Here is a 19,438-nt window from a genome sequence, read left to right as displayed (position 1 = left end):
CGTCACAGCACGTCGACGGCGTCGAGCACCCGGTTGATGACGCCGTAGAGCTCGGCGTGGGAGTTCGGGATCGAGATGTAGAGCAGCGCCGGCGCCGGGCGCCCGACGTCGACCAGCAGCAGCGCGGCCCGCTCCCCGGTGGCGTCGTACCCCTCGATGTCCCAGCTCAGCGAGAACTCGTAGAGGTGCGCCCGGTGGCCGTCGACCGTGCGGGCCTCGTCGCGCAGCACCTCCCGCTCGTTCGGTCCGGGGTAGTAGTTCGCGCGGACGCTCGCCGCCAGCGTGGTCACCGTCGAGCGCAGGTCCGCCGCGTCCCCGTACTGCGGCTCCACCGGCCCCGAGGTGCACTGGGAGATGAAGATGCCGCCGTCGGGGGTGTCCTCCTGGGTGGTGAAGTACTGCCCCGCCGTCTCCGTCGTCTCCAGCTGCAGGCCGAGGTCGAACTCCGACCAGCCCTCCCCCAGGTACGGGTAGGAGATGCCGGCGGCCTCGTCGATGATCCGGACGGTCCCCGGCGGGAAGCCCGGGCCCGCCCCGGAGGGCGGGTCGGGCAGCCCTCCCGAGGAGGGCGGGGAAGCGCTGCGGTCGGGGCCGTCGTCCCCGGACCGGACGGCGAGCAGGGTGCCGACGACGGCGGCGACCAGGACGACGACCGCGACCGCGGCGGTCCAGGCGCGCGACGGTCCCGGGCGGCGCGCGGGCCCCTCGGAGGGCTGCTCCGCGGCGGGCTCGGCCGGTCGCTGCGCGGGGGCGCCGGGGACCGTGCCCACCGAGACGCCCGGGCCCGACGGCATCATGACGTCGGACCAGGTCTCCCCGCTCCACCAGCGCACCATGCCGGGCGCACCGCTGGGGTCGGGGTACCAGCCCGGTGGAGGGGTCTGCCCGGCTCCGGTCACCCCGCCAGCCTAGGTCGTCGCCCACCGCCCCCACCGCTCCCGGAGGTCCCGTGCAGCCGTCGCCGCCGGACCCCCGCCTGGTCGGCCGGCTGCGGGCGGCCGGCTGCGTCTTCGCCGAGGACGAGGCGCGGCTGCTCACCGCCGCCGCAGGGAGCCGGGACGCGCTCGAGGGCCTGGTGGCGCGGCGGGTCGCCGGGACGCCGCTCGAGGTGCTGCTGGGCTGGACGGAGTTCGCCGGCCTGCGGATCGTGGTGGCACCGGGGGTCTTCGTGCCCCGGCGGCGCACCGAGGCCCTGGTCGAGGAGGCGGTCCGGCTGGCCCGCCCCGGGGCCGTCGTCGTGGACCTGTGCTGCGGGTCCGGCGCCGTCGGTGCCGCGCTCGCCGCGGCCGTCGCGGGGGTCGAGCTGCACGCGGCCGACGTCGACCCGGCGGCGGTCGCCTGCGCGCGGCGGAACCTGCCCGGCGTCCCGGTGCACGCCGGCGACCTGTTCGCCGCGCTGCCCCCGGGGCTCAGCGGCCGGATCGACGTGCTGGCCGCCAACGTGCCCTACGTGCCGACCGGGGCGATCGCGCTCATGCCGCCCGAGGCCCGCGACCACGAGCCGCGGGTGTCGCTCGACGGCGGGCCGGACGGCCTGGCGCTCGCGCGGCGCGTCGCCGCCGAGGGCCGCGCGTGGCTGGCCCCCGGTGGGTCGCTCCTCTTCGAGTGCGGCCGGGGCCAGGTGGCCGAGGCGCTGTCGCTGGTCGGCGCGGCCGGTCTGGCCGCCCGGCTGGTCACCGACGAGGAGCGTGGCGCGACCGTCGTCGTCGGCACCGCCCCCTAGGCCCGGCGGGCGGCCAGCTCCCGCCAGAGGTGGGCGGCCGCCTCGGCGCCGCGGTGCAGCATCGGCAGCAGCACCCGCTCGTTCGGCGAGTGGATGCGGTCGGTGGGCAGCCCCACGCCGAGGAAGAGCAGCGGTGCCCCGAGCGCGCCCTCGATGGCGGCCTCCGGGCCGCTGCCCCCTTCGCGGGTGAACAGCACGTCGGCCGGGTCGGTGTCGAAGGCCTGCCCGATCGCCGCCAGCAGCGCCTCCACGTGCGGGGAGTCCAGGTCGCTGGCGCAGGGCGCGACACCACCGGGCGGGGTGTGCACCTCGGCCTCGATGCCGTCGGGGACGTTGGCCTCCACCCACGCGCGCAGCCGGGGGCCGACGTCCTCGGGCCGCTGGTCGGACACCAGCCGGAAGGTGACCTTGGCGTGCGCCTCGGCCGGGATGATCGTCTTGTGGCCCGGGCCGGTGTACCCGCCCCACATACCGTTGACCTCCGCGGTCGGGCGCGCGCCGGTGCGCTCCAGGGTGCTGAAGCCGGCCTCGCCGAACGTGGCGCGGGAGGCGGCGGGGCCGGCCAGCCACGCCTGCTCGTCGAAGGGGACGCGGCTCATCAGCTCCTTCTCGCGCTCCCCCAGCGGCCGCACCTCGTCGTAGAAGCCGGGGATGGCGACGCGGCCCTGCTCGTCGTGCAGCTTCGCGACCAGCTCGGCCATCGCGTGCAGCGGGTTGGGCACCGCGCCGCCGAAGGAGCCGGAGTGCAGGTCGACCGCCGGGCCGCGCAGCGTGATCTCGGCGTCGGCCAGGCCGCGCATCGCCGTCACCGCGCTCGGCACGTCCGGTGCCGCCATGCCGGTGTCGCTGACGACGACGACGTCGCAGGCCAGCCGGTCGGCCCTCTCCCGCAGCAGCGCCTCGAAGTGCGGGGAGCCGGACTCCTCCTCGCCCTCGACGAGCATCTTCACGGTGACGGCAGGGGTCTCGCGGCCGGTCGCGGCCAGGTGGGCGCGCAGGCCCAGCAGGTGGACGATCAGCACCCCCTTGTCGTCGCTGGCACCGCGGCCGTGCAGCTCGGGTCCGTCCGGGCCCTCCACGAGCGTCGGCTCGAACGGCGGGTGCTCCCACAGCTCCAGCGGGTCGACCGGCTGCACGTCGTGGTGGCCGTAGACCAGCGCCACCGGGGCGTCGGGGTCGGCCGAGGGCCACTCCGCGAAGACGGCGGGAGCGCCCGCGGTCGGCCAGATCTCCACGGTCGGGAAGCCGGTGCGGCGCAGCGCGTCGGCGAGCCAGGCGGCGCTCGCGGCGACGTCCCCGGCGTGCGCCGGGTCCGCGGAGATCGACGGGATCCGCACCCACGCGTCGAGGTCGGCGTGCAGGTCGTCGAGGTGGGCGGTGACGTACTCGCGCTCGCTGGTCACGGGGTCGACGGTAGTGCCGCCAGCGCGGCGGCCCCCGCCCGGCTAGCGTGCGGGCCATGCCCGGAGAGCTGCTGCGCGTGGACGTCGGCGACCTGACCTTCGACGTGCGGGTCGACGGGCCGGAGGACGGGCGGCCGGTGCTGCTCCTGCACGGCTTCCCCGAGACCTCGGCGTCGTGGGCGGCGGTCACGCCGCTGCTGACCGAGGCCGGCCTGCGGACCTACGCCCCCGACCAGCTGGGCTACTCCCCCGGCGCCCGGCCGGACGAGGTCGAGGCCTACGCGATGCAGAACCTGGCGCAGGTGACAGCGGACCTGATGACCGCGCTGGAGATCCCCGTCGCCGACGTCGTCGGGCACGACTGGGGCGCCAACGTCGCCTGGACGCTGGCCGCCTGGCACTCCGACCGCGTGCGCTCCCTCACCGCCGTCTCGGTGCCGCACCCGGCGGCCTACACCGCCGCCTTCCGGGTCGACCCGGAGCAGAAGGAGCGGTCGGCCTACATCCGCCTGTTCTGGCAGCCGGGCAAGGCCGAGGAGGTCCTCCTCGCCGACGGCGCGCGCCGGCTGCGGCGGATGCTGCTGGGCACCGACGGCGAGACGGGGGTGTCGCCGGAGGCGGTCGACGAGTACGTCGCCGTGCTGTCGGCGCCGGGCGCGCTCACCGCGGCGCTGAACTGGTACCGGGCGATGAGCTCCGACATCCGCGTGGACAAGGTCGGGGTGCCGACGACCTACGTGTGGAGCGACGGCGACGTCGCCATCGGGCGGACCGCCGCGGAGGCGTGCGCGGAGTTCGTGGTCGGCGACTACCGCTTCGTGGAGCTGCCGGGGGTCACGCACTGGGTCCCGGAGCAGGCGCCCGAGCAGCTGGCCGCAGCGATCCTGGACCGCGTCGCCTCGTCGTGACCGGGCCGCGGCTGCGGGTCCCGACGGCTGCCGATGCCGACCGGTGGTCCGAGCTGTTCGACGACGCCGCGGTCATGCGGTTCATCGGCTCCGGCGAGGTGCGCGACCGGCCGTACTACGCGGGCCTGGTCCAGCGGCAGCAGGAGCTCGCCGGCGCCACCGGCCTGTGCCTGTTCAGCGTCGTCGTCGACGGCGAGGTGGTGGGCTTCGCCGGCATCCACCCGTGGAGCCACCCGTGGGGCCCGACGGGGTCGCTGGAGGCCGGCTGGCGGCTGGGCCGCCGGTTCTGGGGGCGCGGGCTGGCGACGGCGGCCGCCCGTGCCGCGGTGGGCCTGGCCCGCGAACGCGGCGTCGACCGGCTGGTGTCGATGGTGCACGCGGAGAACGCGGCCTCGGCCGCGGTGGCGCGGAGGCTCGGCATGACGCCGTCGGCACTCCACCGGTCCCCTGACGGCGCCCCCGTGCAGGAGTTCGGGCTGCTCCTCGGCTGAGCGACGTGTCGACGAGTCGACACATCGCCGCGTCGCCTAGTCCTCCCCGGTGACCAGGGCGAGGAGCCCGGCCTCGTCGAGCAGGTCGACCGGGCGGATCGTCTCCTTCGCCGCCACGTGGTGGAACCCCGCGCTCACCTGCTCGACCGGCACGCCGGTGAGCCGCGACCAGCCCAGCCGGTAGGCGGCCAGCTGCACCGAGGCCGCGGCCATCTCCGCCGCGGACGGTGGCGGGCCGGTCTTCCAGTCGATGACCTCGTAGCCGCCGTCCTCCCGCTGGAAGACCGCGTCGATCCGGCCGCGCAGGGTCAGCGGTCCCAGCGGCGTCTCGAAGGGGACCTCGACCTCGACCGGCTGGCGGTCGGCCCACTCGCTTGCCAGGAACGCCTCGCGCAGCTCGGTCAGCGCGTCGTCGGGCGCGGCCAGCTCGTCACCCGAGCCGGGCAGCTCGTCGAGGTCGACGAGCCGGGCCGCGCCGAACCGCTCCTCCAGCCACGCGTGGAAGGCCGTACCGCGGCGGGCCTGCGGCGCGGGCGCGGCGGGCATGGGGCGGCGGAGCCGGCGGGCCAGCTCCGCGGGGTCGCGCCGCAGGGTGACCAGCGCCGACACCGACAGGTGCGACGGCAGCGGGACGTCGACGGTCGAGCCGGAGTGACGCGCCCGCTCGCGCAGCAGCAGGTCCGCGTCGCGGACCCACTGGTCGAGCAGCTCGTCCTCGCCGCCCAGGGTCCGCTCGGCGTCCAGGGGGTGCGGCGCGGCGCCCTCGACCAGCTGGGCGGCCGCGGTCAGCGCGCGGCGCCGGGGCCCGGACAGCGGGTCGGCCGGCCAGACCCCGACCGGCCACTCCTCCAGCGCCGGGTTGGTGGCGCCGTCCTCCGGCGCCGGGGCCCAGTGCACGACCGTGCCGGCGCCGGCCTCGCACGCCTCCTTGGCGGTGACCAGCAGCGACGAGGGTCCGCAGGGCTTCACGCCGTCGCGCCACCAGCTGCCCGAGCACAGCAGCAGCTTCTTGGCGCGGGTGACGGCGACGTAGCCGAGCCGGATCTCCTCGTCCCGGCCGAAGTCTTTCCAGTCCTGGACGTAGTCCTCCAGCGCGTCCCGCACCGCCGCCTGGTCGCCGGAGCCGGGGACCGGGAGCTTCAGGCTGGGCAGCTCGGCCCGGTCGGTGAGGCGCAGCTCCGCGGGCACCGCCCCGGGGTCCTTGATCCAGGAGTCGCTGGCGTTCGTGCGGGCCGGGAACTGGCCGTCGGTCATCCCGGGCACGGCGACGACGTCCCACTCCAGGCCCTTGGCCGAGTGCCCGGTGAGCAGCTGCACCGCCTCGGGGTTGACCGCCACCTCCCCGGGCTCCAGCCCGCGCTCGCGCTCCTCGGCGTCGCGCAGGTACCCGAGGAACGCCGGCAGCGAGGGCAGCTCGGACAGCTCGGTGAACTCGGCGGCGACACCGTGCAGCGCGTCGAGGTGGGCGCGTGCACCGGCCGGGCTGACCCCGGGCGTGCTCGCCAGCTCGGTCTCCAGGCCGAGGGTGCGGGCCACCTCGTCGACCAGGTCGGGCAGCGACTCCCCGATCCGGCCGCGCAGGTGGGCGAGCTCGGCACCGAACCGGCGCAGCCGCCGGTAGCCCGCCGGCGAGTACTGCTCGGCGTCGCCCAGGTCGTCCAGCGCCTCCACGATGCTGCCCCGCTCCTGCGGCGGCTCGGCGGTGGCCGCGGCCTCCCCCTCGGGCCGGCGCGCCGGCCGGCGGGAGTGGACGAGCGCGCGGGCGCGGGCCTCCAGCGCGGCCAGGTCGCGCGGGCCGATCCGCCAGCGGGCGCCGCTCAGCAGCCGGCCCATCGCGTCGCCGGCGGTCGGGTCGACCAGCACGGTGAGGGTGGCGACGACGTCGGAGACCTCGGGCACCTCGAGCAGGCCGCCCAGACCGACCACCTCGACCGGCAGGCCGCGCTCGCGCAGGGCCGCGGCGATGCCGGGCAGCTGCTTGCGGGTCCGGACCAGCACCGCCATCGACGGCGGCCGGCCGTCGGGGCGCGGCTGGACCACGGCGTCCTTCCCGTTCCAGCAGGCGGCCATCCGGTCGGCCAGGGCCGTGGTCTCGTCGGCGACGGTCTCGTACAGCCCGACGGTGACCGCACCCCGGCCGGCGGTGGGTGCCGGGGCGAGGTCGGGCAGCGGCTGGGCCGGCTCGGGCAGCATCGCGGAGACGGCGTTGGCGACCGCCAACACCGCCTCGTCGTTGCGCCAGCTCGTCGCCAGCGTGAGCCGCTGCGCCGCCCGCCCGGGCAGCCCGGGGAACGTGCGCGCGAACCGCTCGATCGTGCCGGCCGACGCCCCGCGCCACCCGTAGATCGACTGGCGCGGGTCGCCCACGGCGAGCACCGGGTGCCCGCTCGCACCGCCGAAGAGGGCCTCGAGCATGCGCAGCTGCCCGACGCTGGTGTCCTGGTACTCGTCGAGCAGCACGACCTTCCAGCGCGCCCGCTCGCGGCGGCCGACCTCGGGCGAGGCGACGGCGATCCGCGCGGCGTACGCCACCTGGTCGGCGTAGTCGATGGAGCCGAGCGACCGCTTGCGCGCCTCGAACGCCTCGACCAGCGGCAGCAGCGCCACCCGCGCCTTCTGCCGGGCGAGCATGTCGGTGACGTCCTTGTAGGGGCCGCGCTTGCGCGGCGCGTCCGGGTAGCCGGCGACCTGCGCCTCCAGCCGCGCCGTCCAGCTCCGCAGCGCCGCGGAGGTGACGTCGTGCTCCCCCATCTCGCCGGCGAGGGCGAGCACGTCCTCGACGGTGGTGAGGAGGGTGAGCGGGACGTCGGACATGTCGCCGGTCCAGGCGGCCACCACCGTCGCCGCCTGACCCCAGCACATGGCCGGTCCGAGGACGCCCGCCCCGGGCTCGACGCCGATGCGCAGCCCGTGCTCGGCGACGAGCGCCGCCGCGTACCCGTGGTAGGTCGACACGGTGGGCTGGGCGATCGCCAGCCGCTCGCGGAGGTCGGCGTCGGTGTCGGGGTGGCGGGCGAGCGCGGCCAGCCGCAGCCGGATCCGCTCGTTGAGCTCGCTGGCCGCCTTGCGGGTGAAGGTCAGCCCGAGGATCGCCTCCGGCTCGACGATGCGGTTGGCCACCAGGTAGGACACCCGGGCCGCCATCGTCTCGGTCTTGCCCGACCCCGCACCGGCGACGACGACCAGCGGGCGGTCCGCGGGGGCGGAGACGACACCCGCCTGCTCGTCGGACGGCGCGTAGGAGAGCCCGCACCGCTCCGCCACCTCGGCCGGGCTGAGCAGCCGGCGCGGCGCGGCCTGCGGCTCGGCCACCTCGGCCAGCAGGTCCTCGAAGGAGAGCTGACCGTCGTCGTGGCGGCTCACCCGGTCACCTGCCGGCCCGGCTCCTGCATCGGGCAGCTGCGCCGCGCGGGGCAGCGGGAGCAGTGGGGCCCCGTGCGCACCTCGAAGCTGCCCGCCCCCATCCCCTCGCCCACCTCGGCGACGAGCTGCCCGGCCCAGGTCTCGCCCACCGGCACCTCCGCCGGCAGCGGCTCCTGGTGCTGCTCCTTGGCCTTCGCGCCGGTGCCCACCTGCAGCAGGGCCGCCCCACCGGGCACCGTGCCGTGCTCGGCGAACCCGCCGGCGGCGACCGCCACCTGGTAGGCCGCCAGCTGGCCGTGCTCCTCGGTGTTCTTCGCCGGGCTCTTGCCGGTCTTCAGGTCGACGACGACCAGCCGGCCCTCGGCGTCGCGCTCCAGCCGGTCGACCTGGCCCCGGATCCGCGCCCGGCCGACGACCACGTCGACGTCGCCCTCCGCGGCGAGCAGCTCCCGGTCGTTGGCGGCGTGCCAGCGCAGGAACCGGTCGAGCATCTCCTGTGCCTGCACCCGCTGGCGCTGGTCCGCCCAGCCCGGGCCGAGGTCGAGCTGGTCCAGCTCGGCGTCGAGCGCGACCCGCGCATCGGCCGCGGACATCCCCTCGGCGACCTGCTGGGCGACGTCGTGCACCGCGGTGCCGACCGTCCGGGTGGCGTCCGGCGAGGCCTCGGCACCCACCGCGCCGAGGACCCACCGCAGCGGGCAGCGCTGGAAGGTCTCGATGGCCGAGGGCCGCACCCGCACCGGCTCCTCCTCGGGCACCAGCGGGGCGTCGTCGGACAGCGGCGCCAGCCCCCACCAGCGCGCCGGGGCGGCGCCGGGGACACCCTCGTCGGCCAGCCGCCGCAGCAGCGCCGCCGCGGCGGAGCGACGGGCCGGTGCGGTCTGCGGGTCGGTGACCGCCCGGCGCAGCTCGGCGACCAGGGCCGGCAGGGTGAGCGCGCGGGGCAGCTCGGTCAGCGGCCGCCCGTCGGCCGGCGGTGGGGAGACGAGGTCCAGGAACCGCGACGCCGTGGCCCCGGCGTCCGCCCCGTCCAGCGCACCCTCGACGGCGGTGACCACCAGCCGCCGGCGGGCGCGGGTGGCGGCGACGTAGAACAGCCGGCGCTCCTCGGCCAGGGCCAGGGTGCGGCGGTCGACCCGCGCGCCGTCGATGCCCGCGGCCTTCTCGACGAGCACCTCGGCGCCCAGCAGCGAGGTCCGCTCGCGCAGGTCGGGCCACAGGCCCTCCTGGACGCCCGAGACGCAGACCAGCTCCCACTCCAGGCCCTTGGACGCGTGCGCGGTGAGCAGGCGGACCGTCTCGCCCGCGACCGCGCGCGCCGCACCGGTGTCACCGGGCAGCTCCTGGGCGGAGAGGTGCTCGACGAAGGCCCGCACGTCGGCCGAGGGGAGGCGGTCGACGAACCCGGCGGCGGCGTCGAACAGCGCGACGACCGCGTCGAGGTCCCGGTCGGCGACCGCGCCCGTGGGCCCGCCCGCCGCGCTGGCCTGCGCCCAGCGGGAGGACAGGCCGCTGCGCTGCCACATCGCCCAGAGCACGTCCTCGGCCGTGCCGTCCTGGGCCAGCGCCAGCCGGCCGGCGTCCAGCACGGCGGCCACCCGGGCGGCCGGGCGGGCGACGTGGTCGGGCAGCGCGTCCAGCAGGGTGGCGTCGGTGAGCGCGTCCGCGAGCGGGGCACCGCGCTCGGCGGCGTCCACGCCCTGCTTCGCGAGCGCCACCCGCACCGCGCGACGGAGGCGGCGGAGGTCCAGCACGGTGGCCCCGCCCAGGGCGGAGGCCAGCAGCGCCTCGGCCCCCGGCTCGTCGAGGCCGGCGGGCCCGCCGTCGGGACCGGGCAGGAGCGCGGACAGCGCCCGCAGGAACGGGGCGACGGCCGGCTGGGCAGCCAGCGGCAGGTCGTCGGTGGAGACGGTGACGGGTACACCGGCCGAGGCGAGGGCCCGGCGGAAGGGGCCGAGCACCGATGCGGTGCGCACGACCACGGCCATCTCCGACCACGGAACGCCGTCGAGGAGGTGGGCCCGCCGCAGCACGTCGGCCACGTAGGCCGCCTCGACCGCGGCGGAGCCGAAGACGTGCACCTCGGCCTCCCCGGGCGGGGTGCCCTCACCGGCGGCCAGGCGGCGGTGCTCCCACGGGCCGGGCAGCCCCTCGGCGACCTGCCGGCTGATGCGGAGCAGCTCGGCGCCGGACCGCCGGCAGACGCCCAGCGAGACGCGGCCCGCGGGGCGCCCGTCGGTGTGCCGGAAGCGCTCGGTGAACTCGACGATGCCGCGCGGCTCGGCGCCGCGGAAGGCGTAGATCGACTGGTCCGGGTCGCCGACGGCGACCAGGTTGCCGCCGCCGCCGGCGAGCAGCTCGAGCAGCTCCACCTGGGCCGGGTCGGTGTCCTGGTACTCGTCGACGAACAGCCACCGGGCCCGCTCGCGCTCCTGCCGGAGCAGCTCGGGGTCCTCGCTCAGCTCGAGGATGGCCTGGCGGACGAGCTCGGCGGGGTCGTAGCCGGAGGCGTCACCGCGGGAGGCCACCCAGAAGTCGCTGACGTTCTCGTACTGCTGCTGGAAGGCCGCGGCGTGCACCCAGTGCTCGTTGCCGGTCTCCCGGCCCCACGCCGCCAGCTGCGCCGAGCCCACCCCGCGCTCGGTGGCGCGCAGCAGCAGCTCGCGCAGCTCGGCCCGGAAGCCCTCGGTGCCCAGCGCCGGCGCGAGGTCCTCCGGCCACCGGACGGTGCCCAGGCCCTCGGCGTCGCCGCGCAGCAGCTCGGCGACGACGGCGTCCTGCTCGGCGGAGGTGAGCAGCCGCGGCGGGGGGTCACCGCGCAGCACGGCGGCTCGCCGGAGCACGCCGTAGGCGTAGGAGTGGAAGGTGCGGGCCAGCGGCTCGCGGATCGTGCGCGCGACGCGGGCGGTGATCCGGGTGCGCAGCTCGGCGGCGGCCTTGCGGCTGAAGGTCAGGACCAGCATCTGCTCGGGGTCGATCCCGGCGTCGATGCGGGTGGCGACGGCCTCGACGATCGTCGTCGTCTTGCCGGTCCCCGGTCCGGCGAGGACCAGCAGGGGCCCGGCGGGGTGGTCCACGACCGCCTGCTGGGTGGGGTCGAGGACCGGTGCGGTGGTGCGCGGCGGCTCCCCTGCCAGCAGCCGGTAGACCGGACCGCCCTCACCCCCGCGCTGTGCCACCCCTCGATGGAAGCACGGGGCTACGACATCCCCGGGGCAGGAGTGGCCGGTGGGTCAGGCCAGCGAGTCCAGCAGGCCCTGCTCGAGCATCAGGTCGGCCGCGGTCGTCAGCCAGCCGGCGACGAGGAGCAGCGGGAAGGCGCGCTCCTCGTCCAGGGACGCGGTTCCGGCGACCAGCCCGGCCTGGGCCACTGCCCGGCACGCCATGGTGTTCATGCCCCGGTGATCGGCACGCCGGGCCGCGTGCTTGAGCGCGGCCCCTCAGCCGTCCGGCCAGCCGACGGCCGCCAGGTCCACCCGGCCGTTGCGCACCGGCACGCCCTCGGTCGCCAGCAGCGCCAGCTGGCGGACGCGCACCGGCTCGGCCACCGACCCGTCGGCCCGCACCACGCGGTACCAGGGCACCGCTCCCCCGCCCTGCGACAGCGCACGGGCGACGCGCCTGGGCCCGACCCCGACCAGCCGGCCGATGGCGCCGTAGGTGCTCACCCGCCCCGGCGGGATCCGCTCCACGGCGTCGAAGACGGCCTCGTCGACGTCGAGCGCACCGGTCACCCGCCCATCGTGGCGTGCGGGCCGCCCGCTCAGAAGTCCTTGCGGCCGAACCGCGCCAGGAGACGGGTCTGCGGCGAGGCAGCGGCCGAGACGTCCAGCGGCGGGTCGAACAGCCCCGGCACGCCGTCCTCGGGAAGCTGCTCGGCGAAGACCAGGGCGGCGGTGACCAGCTCGCCGTCGAGCTCGGTGTCGCCGCCGGTCGCGTGCGCCAGGTCCCAGGCGTGCACCGTCAGGTCGGCGGTCATCTCGAGGATGTACTGGGTGGCGGGGGTCGGCCCCCGCTCCAGGTGGACGGTGCGGACCAGGGCGTCGTCCTCGGCGAAGGCGGACAGGGCGTTGTCCGCGGCGGACTCCCAGCCGATGAAGGGGTCGTTGCCGAGCAGGTCGCTGGTCTCGTCGGGGAAGCGGCCCTCGGCGTAGGGCTCACCGGCCAGCAGCGGCGGCACCCAGAGCTGCTCGCTCACCAGGTGCGCGACCAGGTCGGCGACCGTCCACTCCGGCAGCGCCTGGTCCTCCCACTGGTCCGGGTCGACGGCGTCGACGCGGTCGGTGAACTGGTTCTGGGCGCGCTGGAAGAGCTCGAGCAGCTCCACGGGCGAGAAGTCGGCCATACCGCCAGTCAAGACGACGGAGGCCCGGCCCGCTCCTCGAATCGGAACGGAACCGGGCCTCCGGTGGGTCAGTAGGTGGGCAGCGCCTTGTCGATGCGCGTGGCCCACGCCGTCACGCCGCCCTGGACGTGGACGGCGTCCTTGAAGCCGGCGTTCTTGATCGCGGCCAGCACCTCGGCCGAGCGGACGCCGGTCTTGCAGTGCAGCACGATCGGCCGGTCCTGCGGCAGCTGCGACAGCGCCCGGCCCGAGAGCAGCTCGTCCTTGGGGATGAGCTTCGCGCCGGGGATCGACACGATCTCGTACTCGTTGGGCTCGCGGACGTCGATCAGCTCGAAGTCCTTGCCGGCGTCCATCATGTCCTTGAGCTCGTCGACGGTGATCGTCGCGCCCGCGGCCGCCTCCTGCGCCTCGGTGGAGACGACGCCGCAGAAGGTCTCGTAGTCGATGAGACCGGTGATCGGCTCGCCCTCGGGGTCCTTGCGGATCTTGATCTCGCGGAAGGTCATCTCCAGGGCGTCGTAGACCATGAGCCGGCCGAGCAGCGTCTCGCCGATACCGGTGATGAGCTTGACCGCCTCGGTGGCCTGGATGGCGCCGATGGTCGCGCAGAGGACGCCGAGCACGCCGCCCTCGGCGCAGCTGGGGACCATGCCGGGCGGCGGCGGGACCGGGTAGAGGTCGCGGTAGTTCGGCCCGTGCTCGTTCCAGAAGACCGACACCTGGCCGTCGAACCGGTAGATCGAGCCCCAGACGTAGGGCTTGTCGAGCAGCACGCACGCGTCGTTGACCAGGTAGCGCGTGGCGAAGTTGTCGGTGCCGTCCACGATCAGGTCGTACTGACCGAAGATGTCGAGCACGTTGTCGCTGTCCAGCCGGGTCTCGTGCAGGCGGACGTCGACGTAGGGGTTGATCTCCTTGATGGAGTCCCGCGCGCTCTCGGCCTTGGACCGGCCGACGTCGGAGGCGCCGTGGATGATCTGGCGCTGCAGGTTGGACTCGTCGACGGTGTCGAACTCGACGATGCCGAGCGTGCCCACGCCGGCCGCGGCCAGGTACATCAGCACCGGCGAACCGAGGCCACCGGCACCGACGGCGAGCACCTTGGCGTTCTTCAGGCGCTTCTGCCCGTCCATGCCGACGTCGGGGATGATCAGGTGACGGCTGTACCGGCGGACCTCGTCGATCGACAGGTCTGCGGCCGGCTCCACCAGCGGTGGCAGGGACACGCTTGCTCCTTCACGTCGCGGACAACGGCCCCGGAGGACCGGCGTTCGAGTGGAGAACAGCGTGACAGGCGCCGGTAATCCCGCCGCGGCATGGGTCCTTCACCGCTCCCCCTGCCCCTGTCCCGGCAGAAGGGTCGCGGACCTGCCGACCTCCGCCCGAGCTGTGGAGCTGCTGTCGTACGGGCCGCAGGCGGAGGCCGACACCGCGTCGCAGCGGCAGCTCGTCGGCAGCCTCGCAGCCGAGCTGCACGGCGAGGCACACGACAGGTCCGTGGAGCAGACCGTCGACCCGCCGGCCACGGCCCGTCCTGTCCTCGGCCGCCGGGACCTGCAGCTGGACGCCGTGGTTCGGCAGCGGTCCGACGACGGCGGGCCGTGCGCTGGAGGTGCTGTCACGGCTGCACAGGACCTCGGGGCCAGCGACCCGGTGCGGCTCCCCGGAGGAAGCCATCGCGGAGACCCTCGCCGCCGTGCAGGTGCCGGCCGAGGGGGTCGGGCGTGCCACCACCGACGTCGTCCAGGTGCTGCCGGAGATCCGGACGGCCCGGTTGCTCGTCGAGGGCCGAGACCATGACGCCGTCACGACGACGGTCGCGGGAGAGGTCATCGAGGCCGGCGCGCCCTCCGCTCAGGCGGCGGCGTCCAGCGTCCCGCGCGCCGACGGCGCACGACCTGCCAGCACGACCAGGTCGCCGTGCGTGCCGTAGCCGAGGGCCTCCTCGTGCCAGGGCGTGCCGTCGAAGGTGACCATCCACCACCGGCCGTCGGCGTGCACCGCCATGGGATGAGGGATGTTGGTCCCGTACGGCGCGCAGAGGGCACCCAGCCGGCGCACCCCGAGGTCGTAGACGGGGTACTCGGCGGCGTCGCGGTAGCTGGCCAGCAGGAACCAGTCCTCCCCGAACCGCTGGAGGAGCGTGCCCTCGGTCTGCTCCAGCGCCTCGTCGGCACCGACCCGCCGGAGGCCCTGCGTGGGGTCGGCGTCCGTCGTCGTCGCCAGCGCCGGGTGGAAGACGTACCGCGGCGGGCCGAACGAGGGGCACTCGGTGAACGCCAGGAACCAGCGCCCGCCCACGCGCGCCGGCGACGGGTCCCAGGCGCTGACGTCGGTGGGCAGCGCCAGCCGCTCGGTCGTGACCACGTGCACGCCCTCGAGCAGGTCGGCGCCCCTGACCGTCGCGTGGCGGACGTGCACGCCGCGCTCGGGGGTGTGGTCCCCCCACGAGGAGACGAGGACCAGCCAGCTGCCGTCCTCCTCGTCCAGCACCAGGGCGCCGGCGTGGTCACCGAGCAGCAGCCCGTCGCGCTCGGCGAACAGCGCGCCCACCTGGGCCAGCCGCGTGGGGTCGGCGAGGTCCAGGGCCCACACCCCCCAGTGCGCCTGCTGGAAGAACCCCAGCCCCGCGTTGGTGGCGGTCAGGTACAGCCGCCCGTCGCGGACCACCGGCCGCCCGTCGGCGGTGCGCACCACTTGCGGGTCGCGCAGGCCGACGGCCCCCGAGTGACCGGCGCGGACGCGGGCCAGCCGCGTGGAGCGGCCCCCGCAGGCGTACTGCAGCTCCCCCAGCACCGCCGGGTCCCGCAGGTCGGTGACGGCGGAGACCTCCTCGCGGACGGTGAGCAGCGGCCGCCACTCCTCGCCCCCGGCGGGGGCGGCGAGCACCGTCACCCGGCTCTCGTTGACGACGCAGGCCAGCCGGAACGGGGCGGTGAGCCCCGCCGGCGCCGAGCCGACGACGACGCCGCCGCCCGGACCCGCCACCTCGACGGTGACCGCACCCTCCCCCGCGCGGTAGGAGGCCAGCACCCCGCCCGGACCGGCGAGCCCGCACTCGACCACGCCGTCGGCGTCCAGGGCGGCGACGTCGACCAGGACGGCGCAGAAGGGTGCCCGCGGCCCGCTCCCGAGCCGGACCGGCTCCCCGCCGGGGACGTCGAGGCCGTCGGTGCGGTCGTGGGCGACGAACGGGGAGAGCAGCTCGACGGGCCGGTGCCGGGTCACCTCCTCGAACGTGAGCAGGAGGGGGTCGTCCGAGCGCCGGCCGGTCACCGGACCAGGCTATCGACGGGCCCGCACCGGCAGGGCGCCGCTCAGGGGAACGGCCAGGCGTTCTTCGCGCAGCCCTCGAGGCCGAGGGTCTGCTGCTGCATGACCGGCGCGAGGGCGCCGGGCCCGGGGCAGCTCTCGTGCCCGTTGCCGAGCGCGTGGCCGACCTCGTGGTTCACGACGTACTGCCGGTAGGTGGCGACGTCGCCCTGGTAGTCGGGCACCGCCGTCGCCCAGCGCGCCAGGTTGATGACCGCCCGCTCGCCGTACCGGCAGGACGTGTACCCACCGGTGCCCACGCCGGGGCAGTACCGCTCCATGCTCCCCGGGCTCACCAGGCTGACCCGGAAGTCGTACTCGCCCGACGCCGCCGCGGCGGCGCCCACGCGCTGGAACGACAGCCGCCCGGCGTTGCCCCAGGAGCGCGGGTCACCGAGGGTGGCGGTGACCTCGGCGGCGAACGTGGCGCCGTCGACCCCGATGCCGTCCTCGACCTCGACGACGAACCGCTGGAGCGGCCCGGACCCGAGGACCCCGGACGCGCTGTCGACCACCGAGAGGGTGCCGGCGCCCACCTCGACGTAGGCGTCGGCGACCGCGGGCGGGACGGGCTCGGTGGGACCGGCGTCGCCCTGGGCCGGCGCCGTCGGGACGGGGGTCGGCGCCGTCGTCACCGGCGGGGTGGCCGCGGTCGGAGCGGCGGCGGGCGGGGTCGCCCGCGGGTGGAGGGCGAGGTCCACCAGGACCACGAGGGTGGCGACGGTGAGGAACGGGATGGCGTAGGCCCGCCAGCCGTAGCGCCGCACGAAGCGGCGCAGGCGGGTCGTCCCGCCGTCGCGGCGGTCCGGGCCGATCCGGGGCTCGCGCCGGGCGACCAGCGGCTCCCGGCGTGCCGTGGGCCGGTCGTCGGTCAGACGTCCACCCACCGGCCGGTCTCCCCGTTCCTCGACGCTCCCGTCGTCAGGCAGTCAGCGTCTCACGCTCCGTGCCGTGTCGGCGACAGCCGACGCATCCGCGCCGTCGGCTCCGGCGGTTCGGGCCTCGGCGAGCGCGAGGACGGCCCGGGCGGTGACCTCCGGCGTCTCGAGCATCGCCAGGTGCCCGACCCGGTCGAGGACGAGGAGGCGGGCGTCGTGCGCGGTGGCGGCCAGCCGGGGGGCGAGGGCCGGGTCGACCAGGCGGTCGCGGGCGCCCCAGACCACCAGCGTCGGCATCCGCAGCCTGCGGGCCGCGCGCCAGGCGTTCGCCCGCCCGACCCGCAGGTAGGAGCTGATCAGGCCACGCATGCTGCGGGCCAGCGCCCGGTCCGCCCACGGCTGGCCGCTGCGCTCGCGCATCTCCTCGACCGCCTGCTCGACGCGCTCGGCCGGCACGTTCCCCGGCTCCCCGAAGCACATCTGCACCATCGAGCGGACGCTGTCCTCGGGCCGGACGCCGGCCAGCCGGCGCTCGGCGAGGGTCGGGACGCCCGGCAGCAGGAGCAGCAGCAGCGCACGGCTGAACGCCGGGGGCACGCGGTAGACCGGCATCGCCGGGGAGACCAGGGTCAGGGTGGCGACCAGGTCGGGGCGCTGGGCGGCGACGAGCAGGCTCACCAGGCCGCCGAGGGAGTTGCCGACCAGGTGCACCGGCCGGCCCGAGGCCGCGCCCGGCAGCGCCACGAGGTGCTCGAGGACGTCGACGACGGCGCGCACGTGGCCCCGGACCGTGTAGCGGCCCCCCGGCGGCGGCTGCGACCGGCCGAAGCCGGGGAGGTCCACCGCCCAGCCCTCGAAGCGGACGGCCAGGAGCGCGGCGAGGTCGGTCCAGTTGGTCGACGCCCCGCCGAGCCCGTGCACGTACAGCGCGCGCTCCCGGGCGGCGCCGTCGTCCCCGTCCTGCAGGCCGGCCCAGGGGGTGCGCCGGACGAACACCGCGCCCCCGCGCACGGGCACCTCCTCGCCGGGCCAGGGCGGGAGGACGCCCTCGACCGGTGGCAACGGCGTGGCGGAGAGCGGGGCCTCGGACATCACCCTCGACGGTAGCGCCGGGTGCCGCGGCCCCGAGCCGACCCCGACCGCTCGGTAACATCTCCCCGCCATGCAGCCTTCACGCCCCGCCGCGGCCAGCCGGCGCACCTCCCGCCTGCCGCGCGGCGCGCGCCGGCTGCAGCTCCTGCGTGCCGCGCAGGACGTCTTCGTCGCGCACGGCTTCCACGCCGCCGCGATGGACGACATCGCCGACCGGGCGGGCGTCAGCAAGCCGGTGCTCTACCAGCACTTCCCGGGCAAGCGGGAGCTGTACCTGGCCCTCCTGGAGGAGCACGTCTCGGAGCTGGCCGACCGGGTCGCCGAGGCCATGGGCACCACCGAGGACAACCGGGCGCGCGTCGACGCCGCCGTGGGCGCCTACTTCGACTTCATCGACGCCGACGGCGAGGCCTTCCGGCTGGTCTTCGAGTCCGACCTCCGCAACGACGACGACGTCCGCGCCATCGTCGACCGCGGCACCGGGGTCTGCGTCGAGGCGATCGCCGGCGTGATCGCGGCCGACACCGGCGCCGACGCCGAGCGCGCCCTGCTCATCGCCTCCGGGCTCGCCGGCCTGGCCGAGAGCAGCGCCCGCTGGTGGCTGCCGCGCAAGGGCACGGTCTCCCGGGACGAGGCGGTGGAGCTCATGTCGTCGCTGGCCTGGCGCGGCATCTCCGGCTTCCCCCGCGTGGACGACGCCCCCGCCACCTGACGGTCGCGCCGCGTTCGCTGTCGGCGCACCCGCTCGCCCGGCCCCCGGGCCACCCGCTGGACTAGCGTGGGCGCAGTCGCGAATCGAGGAGGCATCGCCCACGTGGAAGTCAAGATCGGCGTCCAGCACTCGCCCCGGGAGCTGGTCATCGACAGCCCCAAGTCCCCCGACGAGATCGCGTCCGACGTGGCCGCGGCCATGTCCGGCTCGACCAAGGACGGCCTGCTCACCCTGGTCGACGAGCGGGGCCGCAAGGTCCTCGTCCCGGTCGACCGCATCGCCTACGTGGAGATCGCGCAGGCCGACCAGCGCCGCGTCGGCTTCATCGCCGGCACCGGAGCCTGACGGGACGGCCCCGGTGCGGCCCCCCACACCGCGCTCGCGAGGCGTGGGGGGCACCGGGGCCCTCCCTCACGGGTTGAGGCCGAGGGCCTTCATCCGCTCGGTGTGCGCCTTGGTGATCCGCTCGATCAGCCGGCCGATGCCGGAGAGGTCGCCGGTGCCGCTGACGATGAGCCTGGCGAGCCCGTCGTGCTCGGCGATCACCGCCTGCGAGCGGGTCATCGCCTCCCCCACCAGCCGCCGTCCCCACAGGGCGAGCCGGCCGGCCACCTTGCGGTCCGCGGCGATGGCCGCCCGCACCTCCCGGACGGCGAAGTCGGCGTAGCCGGTGTCGGCGAGGACGTCGAGCACCAGGCCGCGGTCGAGCTCGGGCAGGAAGCCGGCGACCTCGCGGTAGAAGTCGGTGGCCAGCCCGTCGCCGACGTAGGCCTTCACGAGCCCTTCCAGCCACGTGGTGGGCCGGGTGCTCTCGTGGAAGGTGTCGAGCGCGGCGACGAACGGCGCCATGGCGTCGGCGGGGTCCACGCCCAGCTCCGTGAGACGCGCGGTGAGCCGGACGTGGTGGGCGATCTCGGCGGCCGCCATGCGGGCCAGCGCGGCCCGGCCGGCGAGCGTCGGCGCCATGCGCGCGTCCTCGGCGAGCCGGTCGAACGCGGTGAGCTCGGCGTAGGCCAGCGCGCCCAGCAGATCGGCGACGGCCGTGTTCTCGACCGGGGGCACGGCACTCTCCTACGGGGCTCGACAGCGTGGTGCACATGCCCCCGGCGAGTGACCGAGGCAACAACGGGGAGCGCGGCGCGGAGAGGCTAACCGGTGCTCGCGCTAGCATGGGAGCCGGCGAGCCCTCGGGCCCGCTCGTACATCTG

17 protein-coding genes are annotated in these 19,438 nt (G+C 76.1%); 5 read left to right on the top strand and 12 right to left on the bottom strand.

Features of this window, described 5'->3' with window-relative positions; all coding sequences use genetic code 11:
• Positions 1 to 2 precede the first annotated feature (2 nt).
• On the bottom strand, positions 3 to 899 hold the full coding sequence (locus tag E4P43_RS06395) for a DUF2510 domain-containing protein (RefSeq protein ID WP_135144581.1): 897 nt from the start codon (positions 897 to 899) through the stop codon (positions 3 to 5).
• Positions 900 to 949: 50 nt separating this feature from the next.
• Between E4P43_RS06395 and E4P43_RS06390 the strand changes: the two genes are divergently transcribed.
• Positions 950 to 1,723 (top strand): putative protein N(5)-glutamine methyltransferase, encoded by a 774-nt coding sequence (locus E4P43_RS06390; protein WP_135144580.1) that lies wholly within the window; start codon positions 950 to 952, stop codon positions 1,721 to 1,723.
• On the opposite strand, the gene E4P43_RS06385 is transcribed toward E4P43_RS06390, so the two are convergent.
• A complete protein-coding gene (locus tag E4P43_RS06385; RefSeq protein ID WP_135144579.1) occupies positions 1,720 to 3,126 on the bottom strand; it encodes a M20/M25/M40 family metallo-hydrolase in 1,407 nt (468 codons plus the stop codon). The two genes, E4P43_RS06390 and E4P43_RS06385, sit on opposite strands and share 4 nt — an antisense overlap.
• A gap of 56 nt (positions 3,127 to 3,182) precedes the next feature.
• On the opposite strand from E4P43_RS06385, the gene E4P43_RS06380 reads away from it, so the two are divergent.
• Complete coding sequence (locus tag E4P43_RS06380) at positions 3,183 to 4,034, top strand: alpha/beta hydrolase (protein WP_135144578.1); 852 nt, start codon at positions 3,183 to 3,185, stop codon at positions 4,032 to 4,034.
• A complete protein-coding gene (locus tag E4P43_RS06375) occupies positions 4,031 to 4,525 on the top strand; it encodes a GNAT family protein (RefSeq protein WP_167759090.1) in 495 nt (164 codons plus the stop codon). The genes E4P43_RS06380 and E4P43_RS06375 overlap by 4 nt, the downstream gene beginning before the upstream one ends.
• A 36-nt stretch (positions 4,526 to 4,561) precedes the next feature.
• Here the strand turns inward: E4P43_RS06375 and E4P43_RS06370 are convergent, their stop codons facing one another.
• From E4P43_RS06370 to E4P43_RS06335, 9 genes are all read right to left on the bottom strand, one after another.
• Complete coding sequence (locus tag E4P43_RS06370) at positions 4,562 to 7,888, bottom strand: ATP-dependent DNA helicase (RefSeq protein WP_135144576.1); 3,327 nt, start codon at positions 7,886 to 7,888, stop codon at positions 4,562 to 4,564.
• Positions 7,885 to 11,067, bottom strand: a complete 3,183-nt coding sequence (locus E4P43_RS06365) for an ATP-dependent DNA helicase (RefSeq protein WP_245158965.1) — start codon at positions 11,065 to 11,067, stop codon at positions 7,885 to 7,887. Before E4P43_RS06365 ends, E4P43_RS06370 begins: the two co-directional genes overlap by 4 nt.
• A gap of 54 nt (positions 11,068 to 11,121) precedes the next feature.
• Complete coding sequence (locus E4P43_RS19825; protein WP_167759087.1) at positions 11,122 to 11,283, bottom strand: hypothetical protein; 162 nt, start codon at positions 11,281 to 11,283, stop codon at positions 11,122 to 11,124.
• Positions 11,284 to 11,328: 45 nt separating this feature from the next.
• A complete protein-coding gene (locus tag E4P43_RS06360) occupies positions 11,329 to 11,622 on the bottom strand; it encodes an MGMT family protein (RefSeq protein ID WP_167759089.1) in 294 nt (97 codons plus the stop codon).
• Positions 11,623 to 11,651: 29 nt separating this feature from the next.
• Positions 11,652 to 12,233, bottom strand: coding sequence for a TIGR03086 family metal-binding protein (locus E4P43_RS06355; RefSeq protein WP_135144574.1), 582 nt, complete (start codon positions 12,231 to 12,233; stop codon positions 11,652 to 11,654).
• Positions 12,234 to 12,301: 68 nt separating this feature from the next.
• On the bottom strand, positions 12,302 to 13,462 hold the full coding sequence (gene moeZ / locus E4P43_RS06350; protein ID WP_135144573.1) for an adenylyltransferase/sulfurtransferase MoeZ: 1,161 nt from the start codon (positions 13,460 to 13,462) through the stop codon (positions 12,302 to 12,304).
• 628 nt (positions 13,463 to 14,090) lie between these two features.
• A complete protein-coding gene (locus E4P43_RS06345) occupies positions 14,091 to 15,512 on the bottom strand; it encodes a hypothetical protein (RefSeq protein WP_135144572.1) in 1,422 nt (473 codons plus the stop codon).
• A gap of 41 nt (positions 15,513 to 15,553) precedes the next feature.
• A complete protein-coding gene (locus E4P43_RS06340) occupies positions 15,554 to 16,435 on the bottom strand; it encodes a DUF3152 domain-containing protein (protein WP_245158964.1) in 882 nt (293 codons plus the stop codon).
• Positions 16,436 to 16,477: 42 nt separating this feature from the next.
• The gene (locus tag E4P43_RS06335; protein ID WP_135144571.1) at positions 16,478 to 17,518 is read right to left on the bottom strand and encodes an alpha/beta hydrolase; all 1,041 of its coding nucleotides are present in this window, start codon (positions 17,516 to 17,518) and stop codon (positions 16,478 to 16,480) included.
• 70 nt (positions 17,519 to 17,588) lie between these two features.
• Here E4P43_RS06335 and E4P43_RS06330 point away from each other — a divergent pair, with 70 nt between their 5' ends.
• Both E4P43_RS06330 and E4P43_RS06325 read left to right on the top strand, forming a co-directional pair.
• The gene (locus tag E4P43_RS06330; RefSeq protein WP_135144570.1) at positions 17,589 to 18,230 is read left to right on the top strand and encodes a TetR/AcrR family transcriptional regulator; all 642 of its coding nucleotides are present in this window, start codon (positions 17,589 to 17,591) and stop codon (positions 18,228 to 18,230) included.
• 102 nt (positions 18,231 to 18,332) lie between these two features.
• The gene (locus tag E4P43_RS06325; RefSeq protein ID WP_135144569.1) at positions 18,333 to 18,575 is read left to right on the top strand and encodes a DUF3107 domain-containing protein; all 243 of its coding nucleotides are present in this window, start codon (positions 18,333 to 18,335) and stop codon (positions 18,573 to 18,575) included.
• 66 nt (positions 18,576 to 18,641) lie between these two features.
• On the opposite strand, the gene E4P43_RS06320 is transcribed toward E4P43_RS06325, so the two are convergent.
• Positions 18,642 to 19,292, bottom strand: coding sequence for a ferritin-like fold-containing protein (locus E4P43_RS06320; RefSeq protein ID WP_135144568.1), 651 nt, complete (start codon positions 19,290 to 19,292; stop codon positions 18,642 to 18,644).
• Between the last annotated feature and the right edge of the window lie 146 nt (positions 19,293 to 19,438).

The sequence above is a fragment of the Blastococcus sp. TF02A-35 genome (genome assembly GCF_004571075.1).
GTDB lineage: Bacteria > Actinomycetota > Actinomycetes > Mycobacteriales > Geodermatophilaceae > Blastococcus.
The sequence above is the reverse complement of the archived record's forward strand: the minus strand, read 5'-3'. Positions and strand labels throughout refer to the sequence as shown.